Origin of the sequence: Fibrobacter sp. UBA3718, assembly GCF_002371935.1 — a bacterium.
GTDB lineage: Bacteria > Fibrobacterota > Fibrobacteria > Fibrobacterales > Fibrobacteraceae > Fibrobacter.
Genome location: NZ_DFHR01000021.1, coordinates 104999 through 126084 on the forward strand (window position 1 = coordinate 104999; position 21086 = coordinate 126084).

The window sequence follows — 21086 nt, forward strand, 5'->3', positions numbered from 1 at the left end:
AGGCATAAAATACACATTCAAAAGGAAGACGCCATTGATTATTTGTCAATGGCGCGCTATGGATTCTATCGCCCCCTTCGGGGTCTCCAGAATGACAGCGATTTCAGCGTTTTTTAGCGGGAAACGGGCACCAGGAGCGATTTTTCACCCTTCAGGCCGCGTAGGAGATAGACTCCCTTCGTATAGCCCGCGCGTAGGAGTGTTTCGGCCTCGGTCGCATCGTGCATTTCGATAGTCCCGAGCCTGTGGCCGCGCAAGTCGAACACGGCATACGCAGCCGGCTGTTCGCGCACAAACTGCACCCCGCGCAGGGCGGTCGTTCCCATATCGGCAGGGGCTTCCGTCTTCGCGATTTTCACGTTGTCGAGCGTAAGCGTGCCGGTGGCGGCGCCCGCATTGAAGCTCAGGCGGCTGTTCGTATCGGTCGCGGCCGTCATCTGGAACTTGAACGTGAACGTCTTTGACGTAGTGCCGAGTTCAAAATTCTGCTTTTCCTTGAGGTAAGAGGCCCACGGGTCGTTGTGCTGTTCCACGTTCACCTCGAGCGTACGGGAGGCCCCCGCGCTCGCGTCAAAGCTGATTTCGTACCACTGTCCCTTTTCGAGGTGCAAATCGTGCTGGATAAGCTGCACTTGGTAATTCTCGGTACCGACGGCAGAAATGTCCATCTGGTACTTGCCTCCCTTCGCCTCGCCCGTCGCCTGCGCATCGCCGTGAACCTGCAAGTCCCATGCCACGGCACTCGAATCGAAGCCACCATTAAAGATGCTGTCGCGGTTCGTGGGCACCACAATCGCAGGGGGCGGCGGCGTAATGCTCGAGCCATCGAGCGAGTAGTTCTTCACGAAGTTCCAGATTTCCACGCTCGTATTGACGCTCACGGCCTCGTCCATGGAATACCAGTGGCCCTTGCCATCAATCGTCAGCAGGCGAACTTCGACGCCATCGGTGCAGCCGCTCCAGATTTCGAGCGATGCGGCAGAACCCGGCTTAGTCGAGGGATACGGCTTGATCTTTTGCGAATTGCTGGAGCACTTCTGCGCATTGACCCAGCCCTTGAGGGTATTCACGGTGCTGTTGTAGTTCACCACGTCGTCGGTGGTACCGTGCGTATGCATAATCGGCATGGCGCGCTTGGGCGAGTTTACACCGCCGCCACCCGAAACAGGCGCGATGGCCGCAATCTGGTCGCCCATCTTGTTTGCCACGTGATAGCTCATCATGCCTCCCATCGAGAAGCCCGAAACGTACACGCGGTTCTTGTCGATACCGTACTTGCTATACATCTCGTTGATAATGGCCTTGATAAAGTTGAGGTCCTTGTTGCCGGAGATATCCCAGGCCTTGTTTTCGCCATTGGGGAACACCACCACGAAGCGCGCGGTATCGGCAATGGATTCCCACTTCGCAGCGTTCTTTTGGTAGGGCGCATCCTGGTTCATGCCGTGCATCTGGATGATGAGCGGGCGGTTCTTCTCGATGCCCGAAGGCGCATACACAAGCATGCTACGGCTCTTGCCGTCTACCGTTATGTTATCTGCAAGCGCCGGAACCGAGAAAACAGTCGCGGCAATCAATGCAAAAGCAGAAATCGCCTTCGCAGGGATAAATCTTTTTCCAAACATCTCTTCTCCTTTTTTGAGAGACATACTACACCATATCTAAAGATATATCGAGCAATCCCCCGCGGGATGCCGCAGGGGAAATAAAGCATTGACAATTTGTTCAAGAAATTACTTCGTTACCATCACGCGGCGCGTAAGGCCATTTCGGTTTTTGATCAGGTAAACACCCTGTTCAGAAACCATCGCGCGGACCTTGGACTGGGCCTCGTACGTGCTGACTGCATCAACCGCGCCAACGAACGTGCCGTTCAGGCTGAACACGCGATAGGTCTGCGAGCCCTGCACATTGTAGCGGACTGTCTTTGCAAAGTCCGTTCCAATGGGTTCCGGGTCCGTAGCGTTTGCGCCAGCGACGAACGTGAAGTAGTCTATATCGAGCCAGGAGCCCACCACCGTGAAGCGGAGCACGTGTTCGCCCGCAGGGAGAGTCACGTTGGCCTTCACCTTGTTGTAGTCATCGTAATTGTCTTCGCCGGAACTTGCCGCAGGCACCGCGATTTCTTCGGTGATGTCCTTGCCGTCCAAGGAAAGCTTGAAGCTCGAGGTAGAGCCAGCCGCAGCGACAGCCGCAAACATGGTGTACTCGCCCGCATCCTTCACGTTCACCGTGTATTCGAGCCAGTCGCCTTCACTATTGTAGCCCACAATGATTCCAGTCGCCTTCTCGTAGAGGTCAACGCCGGTGCCCTTGCGGTAATCGCTATCGCCGTGGTTCTCGGAATCGCCATCATAGTAAGAGGTACCATCCTTGCCCTTACCCGGAACATCGAAGTTTTCGGCTTCGATCTTGCCCGGGAGAGCAACGGCGGGACAGTTTTCACCGGCGGCACAGAACGGAGTCTGCGGGACAGGTTCAGAACCTGCGCCATCGAGGTAGATTTCATCATTCGCGTCAACACCGACCTTGAACCAGTCAAAGTCCGCATAGCCACCGGCCTGCTTGGTTGCAAAGTTGAAGAGGCCCCAACGCACGCCCACGAACATGTGGAGGTCGTAATTGAGTTTCACGTCGCTACCAATCTTTGTCCAGGTATTGCCATCGGTGCTGTAATAGAAGTATGCGGTACCGCGGTCAATCGGCAGGTCGAAATCGATACGCAGGTAAACCTTGGAACCCGAAATCGCCTTGCTATCCTTCAAGCTTTCTCCGTCCTTGTTTCCGGTGTACATCACCACCTTGTAGCTGCCGCCATCCTTGGCGAGTGCCACAAAGCCCTTGTCATCTTGCAGGGCAACGAGGCCGGCCATGTCGCCATCCTTCATGCCGGTGCCATCGACAAGCGTACGGCCAGAACTCTTGGGGCCAAAGGAACGCTGTGTCAAGGTGTTCTTCGCAGTCACCACGCGGCTATCGGTGCGGCTCGTTGTAATGCGGTAAAAGCCCGGATTTGCAGACAAACTCCAGTTCTTGTTATCTGGGTTATGGTTGAACTGCCATTCAAGCGCAAGTTCGCTAGATTCAAAATCATCGCTAGTGACCATGCCATAGCCCGGGAGCGGGGATTCCGGCAGGTCAATCGTGGAGGGAGCCTTGCTTCCGCTGGTCGGAACCGGCCAGCCGTCCTTCCATTCCATCGGGACCAAGTGCGACATACGGCCGACCGGGCCGGAATCGCGGAACAGGAGGGCATACCACTTGCCATCGGGAGTATCAAAGATGCCACCCTGCGCAACACCGTTATCGGAGAGGAAATACCTTCCGCTAAATCCGGAGAGCAGGCTCTTGGAACGGTAAACGATTTCGCTACGGCTCTTGCCGGCCGGCCAAGAAATCGTGAACAGGTAGTATTCGCCGTTCACCTTTTCCATGTGCGAGCCTTCCTGCTGCACGTAGTAGTTGCTGGTGCCGGTCACCTGGTTGATGCTAACGCCGCCGAGCTTGCCGCTCTTGCCGCCGGCCTTCACGCCGCTCGCGTCGTCGTTGAGCTGCACGTAGCTAATCTGGTCGCCACTGCCATAGAACACCCACACGGTGCCATCGTCATCGAAGAACAAGGAGGGGTCGTGGTAGAACGGGAGCTGCACTTCGCTCCACTGGCCGCTTTCCACGTCGGCGGTTTTGTACAAATGCGTCTTGCCTGTCGTGTAGGACGGGGTCAGCACGTAGAAGAATCCCTTGTGGTAACGGATGCTCGAAGCCCAAGAGCCCTTACCGTAGGCGTCCTTGCCGCCATTCAAGTTCTGCTGGTCGTTGTTGGTGAGCGTCTGGTAGGCATACCCCACCGTGCGCCACTGGGCCAAATCCGTGCTCTTGAAGACGGGCACGCCCGGGGCAAAGTGCATGGTCGTCGTCACCATGTAGTAAGCGTCGTCAACGCGGACAATTGAGGGGTCCGGGCTATCGACGTACATAATCGGGTTATTGACCGTAACGGCAAAGGAAATGCCGGTAAAAGCAGCAGCAGTGAGGGCTGCGCGGGTCAGAAACTTGAAACATCCCATACAGAAACTCCTTTCTTGCGCAGGGCACACCATCCCCCACGCAGTTCCACATCCTAAAATTACCCTCAAAACGGGCTTTTTTATATGCTTCCGACATGTTTTCCATTGATATTTTGTCAATAGGAGACTAGGGAGGGGCGCGCAAAAAAGCCCCGGCTTAGCCGGGGCCCGATATATGATTAGGAGAAAGTCTATCCGTAGATGAAGCCGAGAGTGACGGCAATAGCCATAAAAAAGACTATTTGTTTGACAATCACGAGTTCGCCTTTATTCATACCGTACCACCTTTTGCATCTTTTGGTTTTTTGTTCCTGGATTGGAAACTACAAAATAAACACCCTTCGGGGCAATGTCGGACATCACATTATTCTTCATTTTTTCGACCGCCTCGCGCATATTACGAGCCTTTATGACAGAGATCACGCGCCCCTGCAGGTCCATTATCGCAAAACTGCTTTCGGCTTCGGTCATCAAGTTCAGGGGCAGCGCAAGACCGTCAGTACCAGCCGACACCGCCTTGAATTCCACGTAGTCGATATCAATCCAGTCGTTGGTTATTTCAATTTTCAGTTCGTGCTCGCCCGCCTTAAGCGTGGCCTTGCCGCCGCTTACCACTTCGAACGCATCAAAGCCTTTCCCGGTATTGGCCATCTCGGTACCGATAGGCTGGTCGTCCATGTAAAGCGTCAAGCTACCGGTTCCGTTCTCACCCGCCACGTTGGCAGAAATCTCGTATTCACCATCGGCAGCCACATTCACGGTGTACTTGAGCCACTCGCCCTTCTGGCAGTACCCCACGACAATGCCCATGTTCGGCTGGTAGATATCCACGTCGTCCTTGCGGAGCTTGCCGCCCTCGTTACCCTTGTTCAGGTCGTAATAGGCCTTATTCGCACCACCCTTGTTGTAGTTTTCGGCCTGCACCTTGCCCGGGATTTCGATCGGGTCGGTGTAGGGTCCATATTCTTCGGGCGGTTCGTCAGGAACCGTAGACTGGCTCGGGTCCACCAGGTTTACCGGCGGGGCATCCGGGTCAATCGTCTTGTCGATAAGCTTGAGCATCTCGGAGCAGTAGCGCCTGCCGAGCTCAATCACGCCCGCGCGCCCAAAGTGGTACGGGTCCTTGCCGTTACCCTGCAAACCTTTTGAGGATGCAAGCCCGAACTTCTTGAAGTTGTTCTTGAGTTGCGCAATTCCGCCATTCTTGCTCCCGCAGCAATTGTTGCCTTCCTGGAGGAGTTCGCCGGCAACGAACGGAACCTCGTTCTCGTCGAGGTCGAGCGCGTCGATAATATCCTTGTAGGTCTTGTAGACGGTGCGGCGCCAGTTATCGTCGGTGCCGTCGCTTTCGCCCTGGTGGAAAATGAAGCCCTTGATGACGCCCACTTCCTTGGCCTTCTTGGCGAGTTCCAGAATGCGTCCCGGAGGGTTGTTGTCGTAATCCTTGGGCCAGCCCCAGCTCATAATGTCCTTGCCGTCGCCCTTGAAGTAGCTTTCGTACTGGTCCTTGTCGAAGGCGCGAATGCTCACCGCACCGATAGCGACCGGGATAATGCCCACGGTTACGCCCGGCAGGGAATCCACCATCGCGCGGCCGAAGTAGTCCGCCGGGGAGAGGTTCTCGAAGGGGTGGAACATCGGGGGAATCGCAGTGTACCATTCGCCAGTCTTGATGGACTGGTTCGTCTTGCCGCTACGCTGGCTTGCATTCGCGTTATGCGAGGCAAGCATCAGGAACTTTTCGGAATACTTGTCCTGGTCTTCGGAAGGGACGATATCGCCGTTACCGGCCATGTTGGACTGGCCGTAAGCGATATAGATATGGAAATTGGGGTTCGGCGCCGCATGCGCAACCGTCGTAAGCATCAAGATTCCCCCCACCAGCCATAGCACGATGGTCAAAATCTCCGAAATCTTCTTCACATCCATAACACACTCCTTTGTCTTCCATAAAATTATTTTCCACAAACAGGAATATTCCTGCAAAACAACCCTTTTTCATGGACAAAAAGTCAATAAGAGTGTGTAAAAAAAATGTACAAAACAGCTTTTTTTTGTAAAAAACGGGCACTTTTATCCAATTTTGCATTAAACGGCAGCAAAATTGCAAGGATTCACTTTAGTATCAGTACTGGCGTCTCTATCGGGAGTTTTCCCCGCTCCGCTTCTTCCAGCGGGGCCCTGATGCGGTCAAAGAACGCCTTGAGCGCCTGTGGGTTTGCACTTTCCCATATGCCGCTCGCACCGACGCCCGACAGGAGGTCATGCTTTTCGAAAGTTCCGTAGTCACTTCCGATTACATGCAGCCTAAACGTTTTTACGGAATCCTGGTAGAACGAGATCGTCGCCCTGGAGATGCACAGGCACCCACCGGAAAAGGATTCCCGCTTGGGCGTGCGTAACAGCGAAAGGAGTTCCTGCAACTGGCTGGAATCGAGTTCAACATTCCCATGTTTCTGCAATTCTTGGGCAACAACGTCAATTGTCTTTTTCTTATTCTTGCGCGTAACGTTCTTCGGTAAGGCAATTCCCGTAAAACTGACTATCGCGTGTTCTGAATCTTTCAGCAAATCGTAAAGGGGCTTCCCGACTGCCGTATCGCGGTCAAGAACCATTCCATTCAGTGCAAAGTCAGGATCCTCCGACACTTCGGCCGACCCTATGGGGCATGGCCGGAACTTCACGCCCTGGTTCCGCAAAAAGGCGTTTACCTTCCGCATCGTCACAGGCTTTTCGGGTTCCCACACGCCGATATCGTCACCGATACGCCCGATTTTTTCGGCAATGCGCAGCTCCGCTACAAACAAAGTATCATGAAAGAGCTGTACACGCACACCCGTCGCGCATTCCGTATGGAAGGTATCGAGAAGCGTTTCCTTCGCATCGGCAAGGCGCAGCAACTGAACGAAGTTCTGGTAGGCACGACCGCTAATCACCTTGCCCTTCGCATGGTCACCAAGACCTACCGGCGTCACGAGCATCATGTTCGCGCTGTCGAACACATCGAAAAGCGGCCTGGTCTCGTGCGTTTTTTCATCGGCGAAAGCACCCCGAACGCATAACATCGCAAAGACAACCGCCGCAACCACGCAAGCCGCAATCGCAATACCGATAAATTTCTTCTTTCTCTTCTGCACACGCAAAATATAACTTGATTTTCGGCCCGTGCGGCCTTCGCAACACTTCTAAAAAACTATCTTTTACTGTGTAAAAACATAAAGAGGTCTATCATGACGTTCGAAGAAATGTACGCACTGGCGTGCCAGCGCAAAAAAGAAATGCCCGAAGGCAAGGGAACCACGGAACTCTTCAAGAAGGGTCCGCACGCCATCGGCAAGAAGCTCGTGGAAGAAGCCGCCGAAAGCTGGCAGGCCGCACGCTTCGAAAGCCGCGACGCGCAGTGTCTCGAACTTTCCCAGGTGCTCTACTACGTGGCCGTGATGATGGCCGAAAAGGGCTTAACTCTCGAAGAGGTGTACGCTAAACTATGATCAAGGTTGCTCTCCCGAACAAGGGCATGCTTTTCGAACCCACGCAGGAACTCTTGAAGGCCTGCGGCTACAAGGCATCCAAGCCCTACAAGACTCTGACTCAGCTCGACACGAAGAACGGCATCGAATTCTTCTTCCTGCGCCCGAGCGACATCCCGATGTACGTGGGTCGCGGCATCATCGACGCAGGCATCACCGGCATCGACTTCAACGCCGAAGCGAAGAGCCCCGCGGTGAAGGTTCTGGACCTCCCCTTCGGCGCTTCCAAGATGTGCGCCGCCGTCCCGAACGACAGCCCGGTGCAGAGCCTCGACGAACTGAAGGACAAGACCATCGCCACCAGTTTCCCGAACATCGTGGAAAGCTTCTACAAGAAGCCGATGGATTTCGTGGTGCTTGAAGGCGCCGTTGAAATTTCCGTGAGCCTCGGCGTGGCAGACGCGATTGTGGACGTGGTGGAAACCGGCACGACCCTCAAGCAGGCCGGGCTTCGCATCGTGGGCGACCCGCTGTTCCGCAGCAACGCCGCCCTGTTCTGCAACCCGCAGAAGACGGAACTCGAAGAAGTCAATACGCTCATCCGCCGCATCGAGGGCAAGCTCGTCGCCCAGTCGTACATGATGATCGAGTACGACTGCCCCGCAGAACTGCTCCAGAGAGCATGCGAACTCACGCCCGGGCTCGACGCCCCGACCGTGACCAAGCTGCACGGCCGCGAGTGGTACTCCGTGAAGGCGATGGTCCCGCAAGAAGAGGCGAACGCCATCATGGACAAGCTCTGGGACGCAGGCGCCCGCAGCATCCTCCTGTTCGGTATCAAGAGCGCGCGCATCTAGACCATGGAATCTCTCGCATACCTAGCACGCCAGCCCATCCTCGACCGCGATGGGAAAATATTCGCCTATGAGCTCCTGTTCCGCGATTCGCCCACGAGCGACACCGCAGTCATCGCAAGCGACGTCCTCGCGACCGCCCAGGTCCTCGAAAACGTGCTCAACAACATCGGGCTCCCGAAGCTCATCGGCGACCACAAGGCGTTCGTGAACTGCAGCCGGGAGATGCTGCTCGACAACCTGTTCGGGCTGTTGAACCCGCGCTGTTTCGTCCTCGAAGTCCTGGAAGATGTCGAGGTGGATGAAGCCCTGGTAAAAGCCGTCGAGCGCTACAAGGCCCGAGGCTTCGAAATCGCGCTCGATGACTTCATCTACAACGAGCAGTTCCTTGCCCGCTGCCAGCCACTGTTCCCCTATGTCAACTACGTAAAGATGGACATCGTCGAGAACAGCGAGGATGCGCTAGCCGAAGCCGCCAGGTTCTTCAAGGCCAAAAACATCAAGGTCCTCGCCGAGAAGGTCGAGACCAAGGCTTGTTTCAAGAAGTGCCTCGCCGACGGATACGACTACTTCCAGGGGTTCTTCTTCGCAAAACCCGAGCTCGTGACGGGCCGAAAGATCGACGCGACCTCCGCCGCGATTCTCCGCATACTGCTTTTGCTCCGCACGCATCCGACCCTCGACAAGCTCTGCGAATGTTTTTCCGAGAACGGCAACGTGGCCGCGAACCTGCTTCGCTTCGTGAACTCGGACGCCCAGTTCAGGAGCCACAGCATCGCGAACGTGCGCGACGCCATCATCTGGATCGGCATGAGGAACATCCAGGAATGGCTGATGCTCATGCTCTACGCTCGCCCCGAGATGGGCATGACGCCGCAAAGCTCGCCCCTGTTCCAGAACGCGAGCCACCGCGCGAAGTTCCTGGAACTCCTCGCACGCGTGGTCCGCGGCACCGACGACGACCTGCCCGCAAAGGCCTTCATGGTCGGCCTCATCAGCCGCATGGACGCTCTCCTCGGCGCACCGCTCGAGTCCATCCTCACCGATTCGCCTGCCGACGAAGAAATGCGGATAGCGCTATTGCAGCGTTCCGGACGTCTCGGGGAACTCCTCCGACTAGCAGATGCCGTGGAACAGGACGACCAGGCCGCCATCGTCGCGCTCCTCAAGGAACTGAACATTTCCGCAGCACTCCTCAACCGTTGCGTCAACGACGCATACACGTGGGCCCATGAGCGTTGAACCGGAAAGTCTCGAGGCGCTCATCGCCGAATTCGCAGGCCTTCCCGGGATAGGCCAAAAGACGGCACGCCGTCTCGCCTATCACGTACTGACACGGCCCAAAAGCGACATCGAACGCTTCGCGGGCAACCTCACGAACGCCATCGAGAAAGTCCATCCCTGTCCCAAGTGCCACGCCTTTACCGACGAGGAGCAATGTCCCATTTGCAGTGAACGGCAGGGCGCAAAGGCCATGTGCGTCGTGGAAAAGAGTTCCGACATCCTGCCCTTCGAACGCTCCGGCATCTTCAAGGGCCTCTACTTCGTGCTCGGGAATGTCATCTCCCCGCTCGACGGGATTGGCCCCGAGCAGCTGCACCTTTCGCAGCTGGTCCAGCGGATCAAGGACGAAGGCATCGAAGAACTCGTCCTCGCGCTCGGGTCTAGCCCCGAAGCCGACAGCACCGCCCTCATGATAGACCGCATGCTTGCCGGATCAAGCGTCAAGCGAACCCGGCTTGCCCGCGGAATCCCAATGGGTTCCGACCTCGAATTCGTCGACGAAATCACCATGCTCCGAGCCTTCGAAGGGAGGGTAAGCCTGTGAACCCGGTAAAGTTCGGCGATTTCACCGTCACGTCCGCGGAATTCGTGAAGGCGGCGGTAAACCTCAAGGGCCTCCCCGAAGAAAGACTCCCAATGGTAGCCTTCCTCGGACGCTCCAACGTGGGCAAGTCCTCGCTCTTAAACACCCTCATGGGGCAAAAAAAGCTGGTCAAGGTCAGTTCTACCCCCGGAAAGACCCGCGAAATCAATTTCTTCAAAGTCAACAACCAGTTTTTTCTTGTAGATTTACCTGGTGTAGGCTTTGCCAAGGTGAGCAACGCGAAGCGCGACCAGATGTCCGAATTTATCCGCGAGTACGTGGAAAAGTGCAAGGACCTGCGCGGGCTTGTGTACCTGGTGGACATACGCCACGGAGGCACCCCCACCGACATCGATACGGTGGAGAGCATCCGTAACACGGGCTGCCCGGTGCTGGTAATCGCCAGCAAGCGGGACAAGGTGAACCAGTCGGAACTGGCCAAAGGGCTGAGGCAGATTCAGGAACGTCTCTCCCTACCCGAAAAGCCCCTGTGCGTAAGTGCCGTCAAGGGCCACGGGATTGCAACGCTCTGGCAAGACATACTGAGTGCGATAAACGGGACGAACATAGTAGATGGAAACAAATAAGGACGAACAGCTAACCGTCATCGGCAAGATGTTCCACTCGCTGGGGCTCTTCCTGCTGCGCAAGACTGCGGGGCAGCAGGTTGCCTTGTTCATCCGTGCGTTCATGTCCCTCTTTTCCAAGAGCCGCAGCTTCAAGACCGACTCGCGTAACATCATCCTGCAGACATTCTTCACCGGTGTCGAAATATTCCCCATCCTGTTTGTCGTCGCGACCCTTTTTGGAACCGTCGTCATTGTCGAAGTCATTACCATGATGGGCAAGGTCGGATTCTCGGACGTGGTCGGCGGCCTCATGGTCGTCGTCATCATTCGTGAACTCGGGCCTATCCTCACGGCATTCCTGATTGCAGGCCGTAGCGGTTCGTCGCTCACTACCTACATCGGCGGCATGGTCATCAACTCCGAGGTCGACGCACTCGCATCCATGGGCGTAGACCCCATCCGCTACCTCGTAATGCCGGGACTCATCGGCGGCGCCGTTGCAACCTTCATCATGACCATAGTCTTCAGCGCAAGCGCTATCTGTGCCGGGTTCCTGATGACCAAGGTAGCCATCGCCATCACAGGCAACGCCATCAACCTGCAGCTCACATGGGACTACCTGTCGACCGAAATCCTCAACGCCATGACATTCATGGATTTCATCTTCATCGTCATCAAGCCGCTCGTTTTCGGAAGTATCATTACCACCAACGCCTGCTATCAGGCAATGAACATTCCCCGTGACATCCGCCAGGTGCCAAAAGCTACCGGCAAGTCCGTCATCAAGTCGTTCTTCTACATTGTCTGCGCCGACGTATTCCTTTCCCTGTTCTATTTCATCGACTATTTCAACGAGATTTCGAAGATAATCTGATGTTTGACGAGGCCCTCAGAATCGACAACCTGCACCTGTCCTACCGGGGACTGATCGGGACGGCGTTTTCCAAGCCGCGAGCGCTCGGCTTTTTCGAATCCGGCATCCAGCCCGGCGAAGAGGAACTGATTTCTGGTGCAAACCTCGTCCTCAAGAAAGGCGAGACGCTGTGCATCGGCGGCGGCTCCGGACAGGGCAAAAGCGCGCTTCTCCGCGTCATCGCAGGGCTTGCCCGCCCGAACCTTGGGAAACTCTACTATTTCGGGGAATACATCCCGCCCGAGAGACTTACGGCCCTCGAAGTGGCAAAACGCCAGGTCGGGTTCGTATTCCAGAACGGCGCCCTCATTTCGAATCTCCGCGTCCGAGACAACATCGCCCTTCCGTTACGTTATCACAAAGTCGGCACCCCGACGGAAATCGAAGACAAGATTAACATGGCCATGGACCTCATGCGCGTCCGCGACTGTGCCAGCATGTTCCCGCACCAGTTGAGCGTCGGCATGCAGAAGCGTGTCGCAATCGCCCGCAGCTGGGCCATGGGCCCGCAGCTCTTGCTCATGGACGAACCGACTGCAGGCCTCGACAACTACAACCGCCGAAACCTGCTGCCGTTGATCGACAACATGCGAACCCTGTTCAAGACGTCCATCATCATTGTCACCCACGACTTGATGGTAGCAAAGGAACTAGGCTGCAAGATAACCTTCCTTGCCCAAAAGACATTGACCGAGCCCCATTCCTTCGACACGTGGCTTCACGGGGACACCGAAATTACAAAAGAACTCTTCCGCGACCTTCGCGCAAGCGGGTAACATATTATGCACCTTCCTTTACCTGACGATTTTCACGCGCACCTGCGCCAGGGCGAACTCATGCCCGGATACGTGCGCGACCTCGTGCAGCAATTCGGACGCGCCATCATCATGCCGAACACCGTTCCCGCGATGACAAGCGCGAAAGCGATAAGCGATTACAAGAAGCAAATTCTCGAAGCCGCGAAGGACGTGCGCCCCGACTTTGAACCGCTCATGACTTTCAAGCTGAACCCGAACTACACGGAGCAGGACCTGAAGGACATGATGGCGGTAGGCGTCATCGCGGGCAAGTACTACCCCGCGGGAGTCACCACGAACAGCGCGGACGGCATCAGCGACTTCGAAGGCATCTTCCCCGTCGTCGCGATGATGGAAAAGCTGGGCCTCGTACTCTGCGTCCACGGCGAGGAGCCCGGCGAATTCTGCCTCGACCGCGAACCTGCGTTTATCAAGCGCGTCGAGACGCTTGCGGCAAAGTTCCCGAAGTTGAAAATCGTCTTTGAGCACCTGAGTTCCGCAAAGTCGGTCGAAGCCGTCAAGAAGCTCCCCGCAAATGTGGCGGCGACATTCACGGTTCACCACCTGATGATGACTCTCGACGACGTCGTCGGAGACGCGCTCAGGCCGCACCACTTCTGCAAGCCGCTTCCGAAGCGACCAGAAGACCGTGCCGCCATCCGCGAGGCAGCCTTCAGCGGCAACCCGAAGTTTTTCCTCGGCACGGACTCCGCCCCGCACCAGCAGGGCAAAAAGGAATGCCCTTGCGGTGCGGCGGGCGTCTACAGCGCACCTGTCGCCGTCCCGCTCCTGGTACAGGAATTCGAACGCGCAGGCCACCTCGACAAACTCGCCAATTTCATCGGCGGCTTCGGCGCCGATTTCTACGGAATCCCGCGGACCACAAAGCAGATTGAAGTCGTGAAAGAATCGTGGACCGTTCCTGAAGTAGTCAACGGAGTCGTCCCCCTCGCCGCCGGCCAGACGCTCGACTGGAAAATAAAGTCGCACTAACAGAATCGACCGAGTTTGGAGACAGCCCTTTTAGGGGCTGTCTTTTTGCTTATATCGCATTAAATTTGGAATTTAATGTTTCGCGCGCCTTAAAAAATATACATTATGGAAGGATTTACCAGCCTACAGGTTTTTATGGGATTCGTTCGCGCTATTCTTTACTACCTCACCATATTCACCGGGATGATCATTCTCGGAACGCCCTATATCATCTACAAGAGTATCTGCGGACGCAAATCCGAAATCACGAACGTCTGCAGTTTCTATTTCAAGAATGTCATCTTCAAGTTGTTCGGAATCAAGATTGTCGTTGAAGGCAAGGAGAACATTCCCAAGGAAAGGGGATTCATCATCGTCGCGAACCACGCGAGTTTTCTCGATATCAACGTCATCTGGCCCGCACTCGGCAACACCGCCTTCATCGCGAAGGCCGCCCTCTGGAAAGCCCCGGTATTCGGCTGGGTACTCAACAGCATCGGCTGCATTCCCGTGCACAAGAACCCGCGCATGAATGCCGGCATGGGCAAACTCGTCCGGAAGCGCCTCGATGACAAGTACAACATCGCCGTTTTCCCCGAAGGCCACCGCAGCGAGGACGGCCGCATGTTCAAGTTCCAGAACGGCATCTTCCGTATGGCCAAGGACAACAAGCTTCCCCTGCTGCCCATAACGCTCATCGGCACCAGCGAATGTCTCCCGAAGGTGAAGTGGACCATGAATCCGGGCGTAGTCCGCATTGTCGTCCACCCGCTCCAGACACCCGAAAGTTTCGAGAACACACCCATGAACGACTTGCGAGACGAGATGCACGACCTAATCGAATCCGCATTGCCGTACAAGCAGCAAGAAATTGCCCAAAAGAATTTAGACGCCGATACCGGCGCAAAGGAGGCCTAAAATGGCACAGCATTTACCTAGTGAAGATCAGATTATTGCAATTCTGCGCGACGAACCGATGGTCGGAAGCCGCCTGCGCAGCGCGCTCGGCCTCCCGAAAAAGCAGAAGATGGCATTCAAGCAACTGCTCGCCGACATGGTGGACCGCGGGCTTTTGAAGCGTACCAGCCACAAGGAATACCAGCTGGGCGATGGCGAAAGCGTCGAAGAAAAACGCGAAAAACGCGTGAAGAAGATTGCGGAACAGAACCCCGAAGACAACCGCCGCCTTGGCGCCCGCAGCCGCAGGCAGACGGGCAAGGAAAACGAAACCCGCGTGAAGCGCGGAATTTTGCACCAGACGGGCGAAGAAGAATGGGAAGTGCACGAACTCGAAACCGGCAAGGTGTACGAGATGTGCCACCGCAGGCAGGCTCCGGGCAAGGAAGGCGAAACCATCAGCTTTACGCTGTACCCGCACCCGAAACTCAAGCACAGCTACTTGGCAAAGGTCGACCGCAGCGCCGAAGCGATGAATATCAGCTGGGACGAAGTCAAGACAAAGTTCATGGAAGACGCGAACTTGCCCAAAGACTTCAGCCCCGCCATCAAGAAATATGTGGACAGCGTCAAGGAACCGTGCGGCAAGGACTTCAAGGGCCGCGTGGATTACAGGCAGCTCACGATTCTCTGTATCGACCCCGATGGCGCCATGGACCACGACGACGCCATTAGCGTGGAACGCACCGCAAAGGGCTACAGGCTGGGCGTACACATTGCCGACGTGAGCTACTACGTACCCGAAGGGAGCGAACTCGACGAAGAGGCTTTGGAAAGGAGCTACACGCAGTACCTGCCGTGGACCGCCGTGCCGATGCTCCCGGACAAGCTTTCGAGCAATGTTTGTAGCTTGCACCAGGGCGTGGACCGCTGCGCATTCACCTGCATGATGGAACTCGACAAGCACGCGAACGTGCTCAGCTGGGATTTCCACCGCAGTATCGTGAAGATTACCAAGTCCATCACCTACGAGCAGGCAATGGAAATGATGAAGAACGGCGACGACGATATCAAGGCGCTCGCCGAGGTGACGGCGCTTTTGAAGCAGAACCGCACCAAGGATGGCCTGCTGGAATTCCAGAGCACCGAATTCGGCTGCAAGTTCAACGAAAAGGGAGAACCGGAAAAGATTTACCCGCGCGTAACCGACGAATCAAATTCGTGGGTGGAAGAATGCATGCTCATCGCAAACAACTGCTGCGCGAAGGAACTCAAGAAACGCAAGCTCCAGGGCATTTACCGTATCCACGAGGCGCCGGACACCAAGGACATCATGGAATTGTACTACATGTACCCGGACCTGTTCAAGGATTCTCCGGTGATGTTGCGCGACCTGGGCAAGCCCCGCAGCGGCGACACGAACCTGAACCCGACGGCATTCAAGCTGTACGAACATTTGGTGAAGCGCGCCCAGGGCGACGAGACTTTGACCAACCGCATTCTACGCAGCATGCAGAAGGCGCATTACGACAGCAACAGCTTCGGCCACTTCGCGCTGAACTGGCAGGATTACGCCCACTTTACGAGCCCGATTCGCCGTTACGCCGACTTGTGGTGCCACCGTGAACTCGCACGCAAGGGCAAGGAAATTACCGCCGAACGCAAGAACAGCGTGATTGAAGTTTGCGACTTGATTTCGGCAAATGAAGTCAAGAACCAGAAAATCGAACGCATTGCCATCAAGGTGTGCAGCTGCTGGATTTTGAAGAGCCACATTGGCGACGACTTCGAGGCAACCGTCACGGGCATCGAGGAATGGGGTATCTACGTTTCTATCGCAGACCCGATTGCCGAAGGCCTGGTGCGTTTCCGCGACATTGCCGGCGATGACTTCTACGTATTCAACCCAGATCAGGGACTCGCTTTTGGCAAGAAGAGCGGGCGTACGTTCCGGCGCGGCGACAAGGTGCTGGTGCGCCTTTTGCGGGTAGACCCGCTGCGCGGTCAGGCGGACTTCAGCATTATCGAAAAACTCTCTAGCGAACCGAAGAAGCGCCGCCGTCAGGGTGAATCTCGCGACGATTACAACGACTACCGCAACCGCGACGTTCATGAACGCGCTGACCGCGCCGCCGCGGCGGAAGCCCTCGGGTACGTGAGCCAGCCCGACGACGACCGCGACTTCGATGACGACGCCCCGGAATATATCTCGGCACGCGGACACCGCAACCGTGGTGGACGCGGAGCCCGAAACCGCGACGACGACAACTTCCATGTCGCAAGCAAACCGCGCAAGACCAAGGGCGCCAAAGGTCCCAAGGCTTTCGGCGAAAAGCTCGCAGGCAAGCGCGGAGGCAGGGGCAGAAGCGGCAGAAGATAACCGCAGATGCAAGGAGTAGGATGTCTAGCTACAAGAAAATCGCGCTCTATGCAAGCTACCAGACCGGGAAAGACCTTCCCGGCTACGTCCGCTTTGCACTTTCGCATCTCGCGAGAACCGATTTCCATGTCGTGCTTCTGACAAACGAGCGTGAATTCTCGCAGGAATCGCTCGAATTTATCGCCGACAACGATATCGAGCTGTTCCTCACGCAAAATCACGGGTTCGATTTCGGTATGTGGCACCGCTATCTCAAGCTCAAGGTGAACAGCCCGGTAGCCAACGGCACGCAGAGCGCCATGGGCAGCCTTGACCGTCTCCTCGTGCTGAACGATTCCATCGTCTACTTCCAGGACAACTTCGAGAAATTCTTCGCCGAAGCGGAAAGAAGTAACGCCGATGTAGTCTCGCTCACCCGGAGTGATGAGTTCTGTCCGCACCTGCAATCATTCTTCCTTTATCTGAAACAACCCGCCCTCGGCGCATTCTTCATGCACCTGTTCGAAACTCCCGAGCAGGAAAGTTTCGAAGCGACAGTCCGCCACATGGAAGTGGGATTGAGCGAAAAGTTTATCGAAGCAGAAGTCCGCATGGAAGCCCTCTTCCCGACGGATCGCAATCCGATATTTGCATACGGGGAACTGCTCGAACAGGGCTTCATCAAGCGCAAGCTCCTGCAGCGCCGTTTCAGTTTCGACGAGAAAAAGCACTTTATCCGCATGGGCGCCAAGGACGCGCTCAACACCGACTACGCATCGCTCGTCAAGCAGGCCGGACTCGCGCCGGACTTCAAGGAAGAGTGGCTGCCCGCACCGGTGGATTCCAGCGTAAAGCACAAGGCCGACCTCGTATGGGAAGGCGCTTTCGACAAGTTCGGGTGGCCGCTGCTGCGCACGGCCATCAAGGCCAAGTACAAGCTGCTCGGCAGGCCGCTCGAAGGCGACGAGTACAAGTAGCCCGTCACTTTACTTTAAACAAAGTGGTTACCTGGATGGAATCTTTCTCCTCCTGTTTCCCCTCATATCGAGTATATTCCAGAGTCCAGGTAACCGTAGTATCTAATTCTAGCGTGTTATTGCTTTCAATCAGGCAATAATTGAACCTTGGGGCACCACTTCACTGGCCAAAATATAATTTGTTTCGGATAAAATAAAACAGGCAATTTTCGCCTTGCAGGAATCGTGTATACAAAGTCACAGGATTTTGCGCGACTTTATTTTTAATAAGCCAGCTGTACTCCAATAGACGGGGAGACGGGAACTTCCGAGGGCCAACTGAGCGGAGAAAGAACCTTTATGTTAATTCCGACATGGCGGTTGATATCGTAGTTGATACCAGCGGCAGCATGCACCAGTTGCCCGGTCTTGTAGTTATCGGCAATGTTAATCGTCAAACCGACAATCCCATGCCAATGGGTTCCGCCCAAGTAAAAGAGTACCGGAATTCGAATAAAGGAAGCAACGAAGGCGTCGTACTGAAGGCTACCCTGCACGTAGAACGTCCTGGGTTCGTTCATGTAGTAGCGCACGCCTGCACCGAAAATCACGGCACCGATTTCACCGAAGGCCCGGAACCTCGAGCCCAATTCCGTTTTTTCTGTCGGAGCTAGCGCCTGTGTCTGATTTTCCACTGCCGCCGTTTCGGTTGCAGCATTTTCCACAACATCGGCAGAAGATTCTTCCGCAATCTCATCGCAAAGGGCGAAGCCCGCACACAAAAAAATTATGGACATGATTTTCTTCATGTCCGTAAATTAGATTATTCACTATCGGATGTCAATGAAGGCGCCGAAAAAACAGTGCGCCGGCCGGCGCACTGTTCATTTATTTCTTCCTGACGATTTCGGCGTCTTTCACGTCCTTGCCTTTTAGCTTGTCAGAAACGGTGGCAGGGGCGTCCATCTTCTTGTGGATAACCTTGTACTGGATAATGCTCCAGATATTGCCGACAATCCAGTAGAGCACGAGACCCGAAGGCATCACGGCACTGAACAGGAACATCATCGCAGGCATCATCCACACCATCATCTTCTGCTGTGCAGGATCCATGCCGGCACTGGAGCTCATCGTCACCTTTGTCTGGAAATAGGTCGTCGCGACCATGATCCACGGAAGAATTGCAAGGCCGGACGGCATGATGAACGGGATAGAGAATCCGCTCCACACCACATCGCTACGGCTGAGGTCGCTAATCCAGAGGAAGGCGGGCATGCCACGCAGTTCCATGGCACGGCCGAGCACAAAGAAGAGGCCCATGAAAATCGGCATCTGGATGAGCATCGGGAGGCAACCGCCCGTGCAGCTCGAAAGCGGATTCACGCCGTTCTTCGCATAGAGTTCCATAATCGCAGCCTGCTTCTTCTGCGGATCGGTCCTGTACTTCACGTTTATTTCGTCCAGCTGCGGCTTGAGCGAAGCCATACCGCGGGTAGACTTGATCTGCTTTACCATAAACGGAGTCGTAAGGCCGCGCACCACGAACGTAATGAGGATAATCGCCACGCCGTAGTTCGGGATAAGGCCATAGAAGAACTTGAGGAGTTTCAGGAGCCACTTGCAAATCCACACGAACCAGACGCTGGAACCGGGGAACCACTTGGAACCCGTCACGATTACCTTCTCGTAGCCCTGACCGAGCGATTCGACTTCGTCCCACTGGAGCGGGAGCACCATGAAACTGTAGGCCACGGAATCTGCGCCGCGGGTCTCGTCCGCGATAGTGAGCCTGTAGGTCCCCGGATCCGTATTCGCTTCGGTCGGGACCTCGACATGCTTCGCGTTCACCTTGGCAGGGACAGGCTTGTCGAACTGGACCGACATGGCGACATACTTGCGGCGCATGCCCACCCAGTAGTAGTTCGCATCGTCGAACGTCATCGCATCGGAGAACGTTTCTCGTTCGGTCATCTCGTTATCCCTGTAGATGACTTCGCTGAAGAAGTAGCTTGCACCGCCAAGGCTCTTGCCCTTCGGAATAGCCTCAGTTTCCCTCATGCCGCCCTTCCAGGAAAGTTCGTAGGCGGCAGGCTTGAACCCGACAAAGCGATTCACCTGGCGCACGGCGGCCCCATCCTTCGTAAAGCCGTAGCTGCGGATAACCTTGTTGCCGTTCGCATCCGTGAACGTGAACTGCACGCTCGTATCGGAATCCACCACGATCCATTCGGGAGCGTCCACCGCAAAGAGGGCGTCGGTCAGGTCGGCGGCTCCGAGTTTCAGGTCGAGGGCGCCGAGCGCCGTATCCTGGATGAGTTCGGGATAGTTGCCGGCGGTATCCTTCAGCGCCTTCACAATGACGCTCTGCACCTTGCCGCCCTTGTTGGAAAGCGTCATGATGAACTTGTCCGTCTCGACGGTCACGGTACGCGGAGCAACCGCGGGTACCACCGGAGCGGCGCTGTCGGCTGCTGCGGTCGCAGAGTCGGACGCCACAGCGTCAGAGGCCTTGGCGGAATCGTCTTGAACGGCGCCGAGTACAGGAGGAGCCTTCTCCTCCGGTACGGTCGCAGGGAGAACCAGTTCGGAGGCGCCATTCTGGGCGCTTTCGACCTGGGCGGCAGCCGCTTTCGCCTGGGCTTCGGCCTTCGCCTTGGCCTGTGCCTCGGCATTTGCGGAATTCATAGTCATCCACCAAATGACAATCACCGCCATGAGGATGGAGCCAATAATCGTATTCTTGTTCATCTCTTTTCCTTTCTAGGCGGCACCGGGTCGTAGCCGCCCTTGCAGAAGGGGTTGCATCTCAAAACTCTAAAAACCGCAAGATAGAAACCTTTGAAGGGGCCGTGAATGCGGATCGCCTCGATTGCATACTGCGAACATGTCGGCCGGAACCGGCACACCCCGTGGAAGAAATACGGGTGGATCAACTGGTAGAGGCGGATCGGCGCGATGAGCACCTGCGAAAACGCCCAGCTAACCTTCTCCATAACCTTCCGCATTCCCTGCCGCACCCCATTCCATTTTGCGGAATATCTTGGCCGCAGATTCCCGAAGCCTCTCGGCAGTCATCGTTTCGGAACTATCGTTCACGATGACCATCGCCCACACGGGCTTTTCTATCGCGGGAATCATCCCGAAGAAGAGAGGACGCAGGATCCTGCGGCAACGGTTGCGGTAAACCGCATTCCCGTTCTTCTTTTTGGCCAAAAAGCAAAAACGACAAGAACCGTCCGGGCTTTCAATCCACCGCATCGACAAAGACGGAGAGCGGACGAATTTTCCCTGGACGGCTACTTGCCGGTAGGCTGGCTGATTCGGCAGCCGGTAAGAACGCAGTGCGGCCACGAGGCCACCCCGAC

The 21086-nt window shown here is 55.9% G+C and carries 19 protein-coding genes; 11 read left to right on the forward strand and 8 right to left on the reverse strand.

Going from position 1 to position 21086, the window contains the following annotated elements; genetic code table 11:
• Positions 1–113: 113 nt before the first annotated feature.
• From B4A77_RS07995 to B4A77_RS08010, 4 genes are all read right to left on the reverse strand, one after another.
• Positions 114–1649 (reverse strand): carbohydrate binding domain-containing protein, encoded by a 1536-nt coding sequence (locus tag B4A77_RS07995; protein ID WP_290739775.1) that lies wholly within the window; start codon positions 1647–1649, stop codon positions 114–116.
• Positions 1650–1733: 84 nt separating this feature from the next.
• Entirely contained in the window at positions 1734–4067 is a 2334-nt protein-coding gene (locus B4A77_RS08000; protein WP_290739777.1) for a family 43 glycosylhydrolase, read from the reverse strand.
• 267 nt (positions 4068–4334) lie between these two features.
• Positions 4335–5996, reverse strand: coding sequence for a sialate O-acetylesterase (locus B4A77_RS08005; RefSeq protein WP_290739780.1), 1662 nt, complete (start codon positions 5994–5996; stop codon positions 4335–4337).
• Positions 5997–6181: 185 nt separating this feature from the next.
• On the reverse strand, positions 6182–7204 hold the full coding sequence (locus B4A77_RS08010) for a hypothetical protein (RefSeq protein ID WP_290739783.1): 1023 nt from the start codon (positions 7202–7204) through the stop codon (positions 6182–6184).
• A gap of 93 nt (positions 7205–7297) precedes the next feature.
• Between B4A77_RS08010 and hisE the strand changes: the two genes are divergently transcribed.
• The 11 genes from hisE to B4A77_RS08065 all read left to right on the forward strand — a co-directional run bounded on the left by hisE (position 7298) and on the right by B4A77_RS08065 (position 17742).
• Positions 7298–7558 carry a phosphoribosyl-ATP diphosphatase gene (gene hisE / locus B4A77_RS08015; RefSeq protein ID WP_072812962.1) on the forward strand — a complete coding sequence of 87 codons (261 nt, stop codon included), beginning with the start codon at positions 7298–7300 and terminating at the stop codon, positions 7556–7558.
• Complete coding sequence (hisG, locus tag B4A77_RS08020; protein WP_290739785.1) at positions 7555–8394, forward strand: ATP phosphoribosyltransferase; 840 nt, start codon at positions 7555–7557, stop codon at positions 8392–8394. The genes hisE and hisG overlap by 4 nt, the downstream gene beginning before the upstream one ends.
• Before the next feature lie 3 nt (positions 8395–8397).
• Positions 8398–9633 (forward strand): EAL and HDOD domain-containing protein, encoded by a 1236-nt coding sequence (locus B4A77_RS08025; protein ID WP_173382205.1) that lies wholly within the window; start codon positions 8398–8400, stop codon positions 9631–9633.
• Positions 9623–10219 carry a recombination mediator RecR gene (gene recR, locus B4A77_RS08030; protein WP_173366323.1) on the forward strand — a complete coding sequence of 199 codons (597 nt, stop codon included), beginning with the start codon at positions 9623–9625 and terminating at the stop codon, positions 10217–10219. Before B4A77_RS08025 ends, recR begins: the two co-directional genes overlap by 11 nt.
• Entirely contained in the window at positions 10216–10845 is a 630-nt protein-coding gene (gene yihA, locus B4A77_RS08035; protein WP_290739788.1) for a ribosome biogenesis GTP-binding protein YihA/YsxC, read from the forward strand. Before recR ends, yihA begins: the two co-directional genes overlap by 4 nt.
• Positions 10832–11701 (forward strand): MlaE family ABC transporter permease, encoded by an 870-nt coding sequence (locus tag B4A77_RS08040; protein WP_290739791.1) that lies wholly within the window; start codon positions 10832–10834, stop codon positions 11699–11701. Before yihA ends, B4A77_RS08040 begins: the two co-directional genes overlap by 14 nt.
• Positions 11701–12516: an ABC transporter ATP-binding protein gene (locus tag B4A77_RS08045; RefSeq protein WP_173366325.1), complete on the forward strand. Its 816-nt coding sequence runs from the start codon at positions 11701–11703 to the stop codon at positions 12514–12516. Before B4A77_RS08040 ends, B4A77_RS08045 begins: the two co-directional genes overlap by 1 nt.
• A 6-nt stretch (positions 12517–12522) precedes the next feature.
• Positions 12523–13530: a dihydroorotase gene (pyrC, locus tag B4A77_RS08050; RefSeq protein WP_290739796.1), complete on the forward strand. Its 1008-nt coding sequence runs from the start codon at positions 12523–12525 to the stop codon at positions 13528–13530.
• Between the two features lie 135 nt (positions 13531–13665).
• Positions 13666–14427: a lysophospholipid acyltransferase family protein gene (locus B4A77_RS08055; RefSeq protein ID WP_173382200.1), complete on the forward strand. Its 762-nt coding sequence runs from the start codon at positions 13666–13668 to the stop codon at positions 14425–14427.
• A 1-nt stretch (position 14428) separates the two neighbouring features.
• A complete protein-coding gene (locus B4A77_RS08060; RefSeq protein ID WP_290739800.1) occupies positions 14429–16786 on the forward strand; it encodes a ribonuclease R family protein in 2358 nt (785 codons plus the stop codon).
• A gap of 20 nt (positions 16787–16806) precedes the next feature.
• A complete protein-coding gene (locus tag B4A77_RS08065) occupies positions 16807–17742 on the forward strand; it encodes a hypothetical protein (protein WP_290726168.1) in 936 nt (311 codons plus the stop codon).
• 263 nt (positions 17743–18005) lie between these two features.
• Here the strand turns inward: B4A77_RS08065 and B4A77_RS08070 are convergent, their stop codons facing one another.
• The 4 genes from B4A77_RS08070 to B4A77_RS08085 form a co-directional block, all read right to left on the reverse strand.
• Positions 18006–18518, reverse strand: a complete 513-nt coding sequence (locus tag B4A77_RS08070) for a hypothetical protein (RefSeq protein ID WP_290726166.1) — start codon at positions 18516–18518, stop codon at positions 18006–18008.
• Between the two features lie 91 nt (positions 18519–18609).
• Complete coding sequence (locus tag B4A77_RS08075; protein WP_290739803.1) at positions 18610–20469, reverse strand: YidC/Oxa1 family insertase periplasmic-domain containing protein; 1860 nt, start codon at positions 20467–20469, stop codon at positions 18610–18612.
• Complete coding sequence (gene yidD, locus B4A77_RS08080) at positions 20466–20714, reverse strand: membrane protein insertion efficiency factor YidD (RefSeq protein ID WP_290728393.1); 249 nt, start codon at positions 20712–20714, stop codon at positions 20466–20468. Before yidD ends, B4A77_RS08075 begins: the two co-directional genes overlap by 4 nt.
• A complete protein-coding gene (locus B4A77_RS08085) occupies positions 20701–21072 on the reverse strand; it encodes a ribonuclease P protein component (RefSeq protein ID WP_290728391.1) in 372 nt (123 codons plus the stop codon). Before B4A77_RS08085 ends, yidD begins: the two co-directional genes overlap by 14 nt.
• Between the last annotated feature and the right edge of the window lie 14 nt (positions 21073–21086).

Excerpts from the sequence above, each read along its gene's own strand:
- B4A77_RS07995 (WP_290739775.1), bottom strand. The coding sequence starts at position 1,649 with ATGTCTCTCAAAAAAGGAGAAGAGATGTTTGGAAAAAGATTTATCCCT.
- B4A77_RS08000 (WP_290739777.1), bottom strand. The coding sequence starts at position 4,067 with ATGGGATGTTTCAAGTTTCTGACCCGCGCAGCCCTCACTGCTGCTGCT.
- B4A77_RS08005 (WP_290739780.1), bottom strand. The coding sequence starts at position 5,996 with ATGGATGTGAAGAAGATTTCGGAGATTTTGACCATCGTGCTATGGCTG.
- hisE (WP_072812962.1), top strand. The coding sequence starts at position 7,298 with ATGACGTTCGAAGAAATGTACGCACTGGCGTGCCAGCGCAAAAAAGAA.
- hisG (WP_290739785.1), top strand. The coding sequence starts at position 7,555 with ATGATCAAGGTTGCTCTCCCGAACAAGGGCATGCTTTTCGAACCCACG.
- B4A77_RS08025 (WP_173382205.1), top strand. The coding sequence starts at position 8,398 with ATGGAATCTCTCGCATACCTAGCACGCCAGCCCATCCTCGACCGCGAT.
- recR (WP_173366323.1), top strand. The coding sequence starts at position 9,623 with ATGAGCGTTGAACCGGAAAGTCTCGAGGCGCTCATCGCCGAATTCGCA.
- B4A77_RS08040 (WP_290739791.1), top strand. The coding sequence starts at position 10,832 with ATGGAAACAAATAAGGACGAACAGCTAACCGTCATCGGCAAGATGTTC.
- B4A77_RS08045 (WP_173366325.1), top strand. The coding sequence starts at position 11,701 with ATGTTTGACGAGGCCCTCAGAATCGACAACCTGCACCTGTCCTACCGG.
- pyrC (WP_290739796.1), top strand. The coding sequence starts at position 12,523 with ATGCACCTTCCTTTACCTGACGATTTTCACGCGCACCTGCGCCAGGGC.
- B4A77_RS08055 (WP_173382200.1), top strand. The coding sequence starts at position 13,666 with ATGGGATTCGTTCGCGCTATTCTTTACTACCTCACCATATTCACCGGG.
- B4A77_RS08060 (WP_290739800.1), top strand. The coding sequence starts at position 14,429 with ATGGCACAGCATTTACCTAGTGAAGATCAGATTATTGCAATTCTGCGC.
- B4A77_RS08065 (WP_290726168.1), top strand. The coding sequence starts at position 16,807 with ATGTCTAGCTACAAGAAAATCGCGCTCTATGCAAGCTACCAGACCGGG.
- B4A77_RS08070 (WP_290726166.1), bottom strand. The coding sequence starts at position 18,518 with ATGTCCATAATTTTTTTGTGTGCGGGCTTCGCCCTTTGCGATGAGATT.
- B4A77_RS08075 (WP_290739803.1), bottom strand. The coding sequence starts at position 20,469 with ATGAACAAGAATACGATTATTGGCTCCATCCTCATGGCGGTGATTGTC.
- yidD (WP_290728393.1), bottom strand. The coding sequence starts at position 20,714 with ATGGAGAAGGTTAGCTGGGCGTTTTCGCAGGTGCTCATCGCGCCGATC.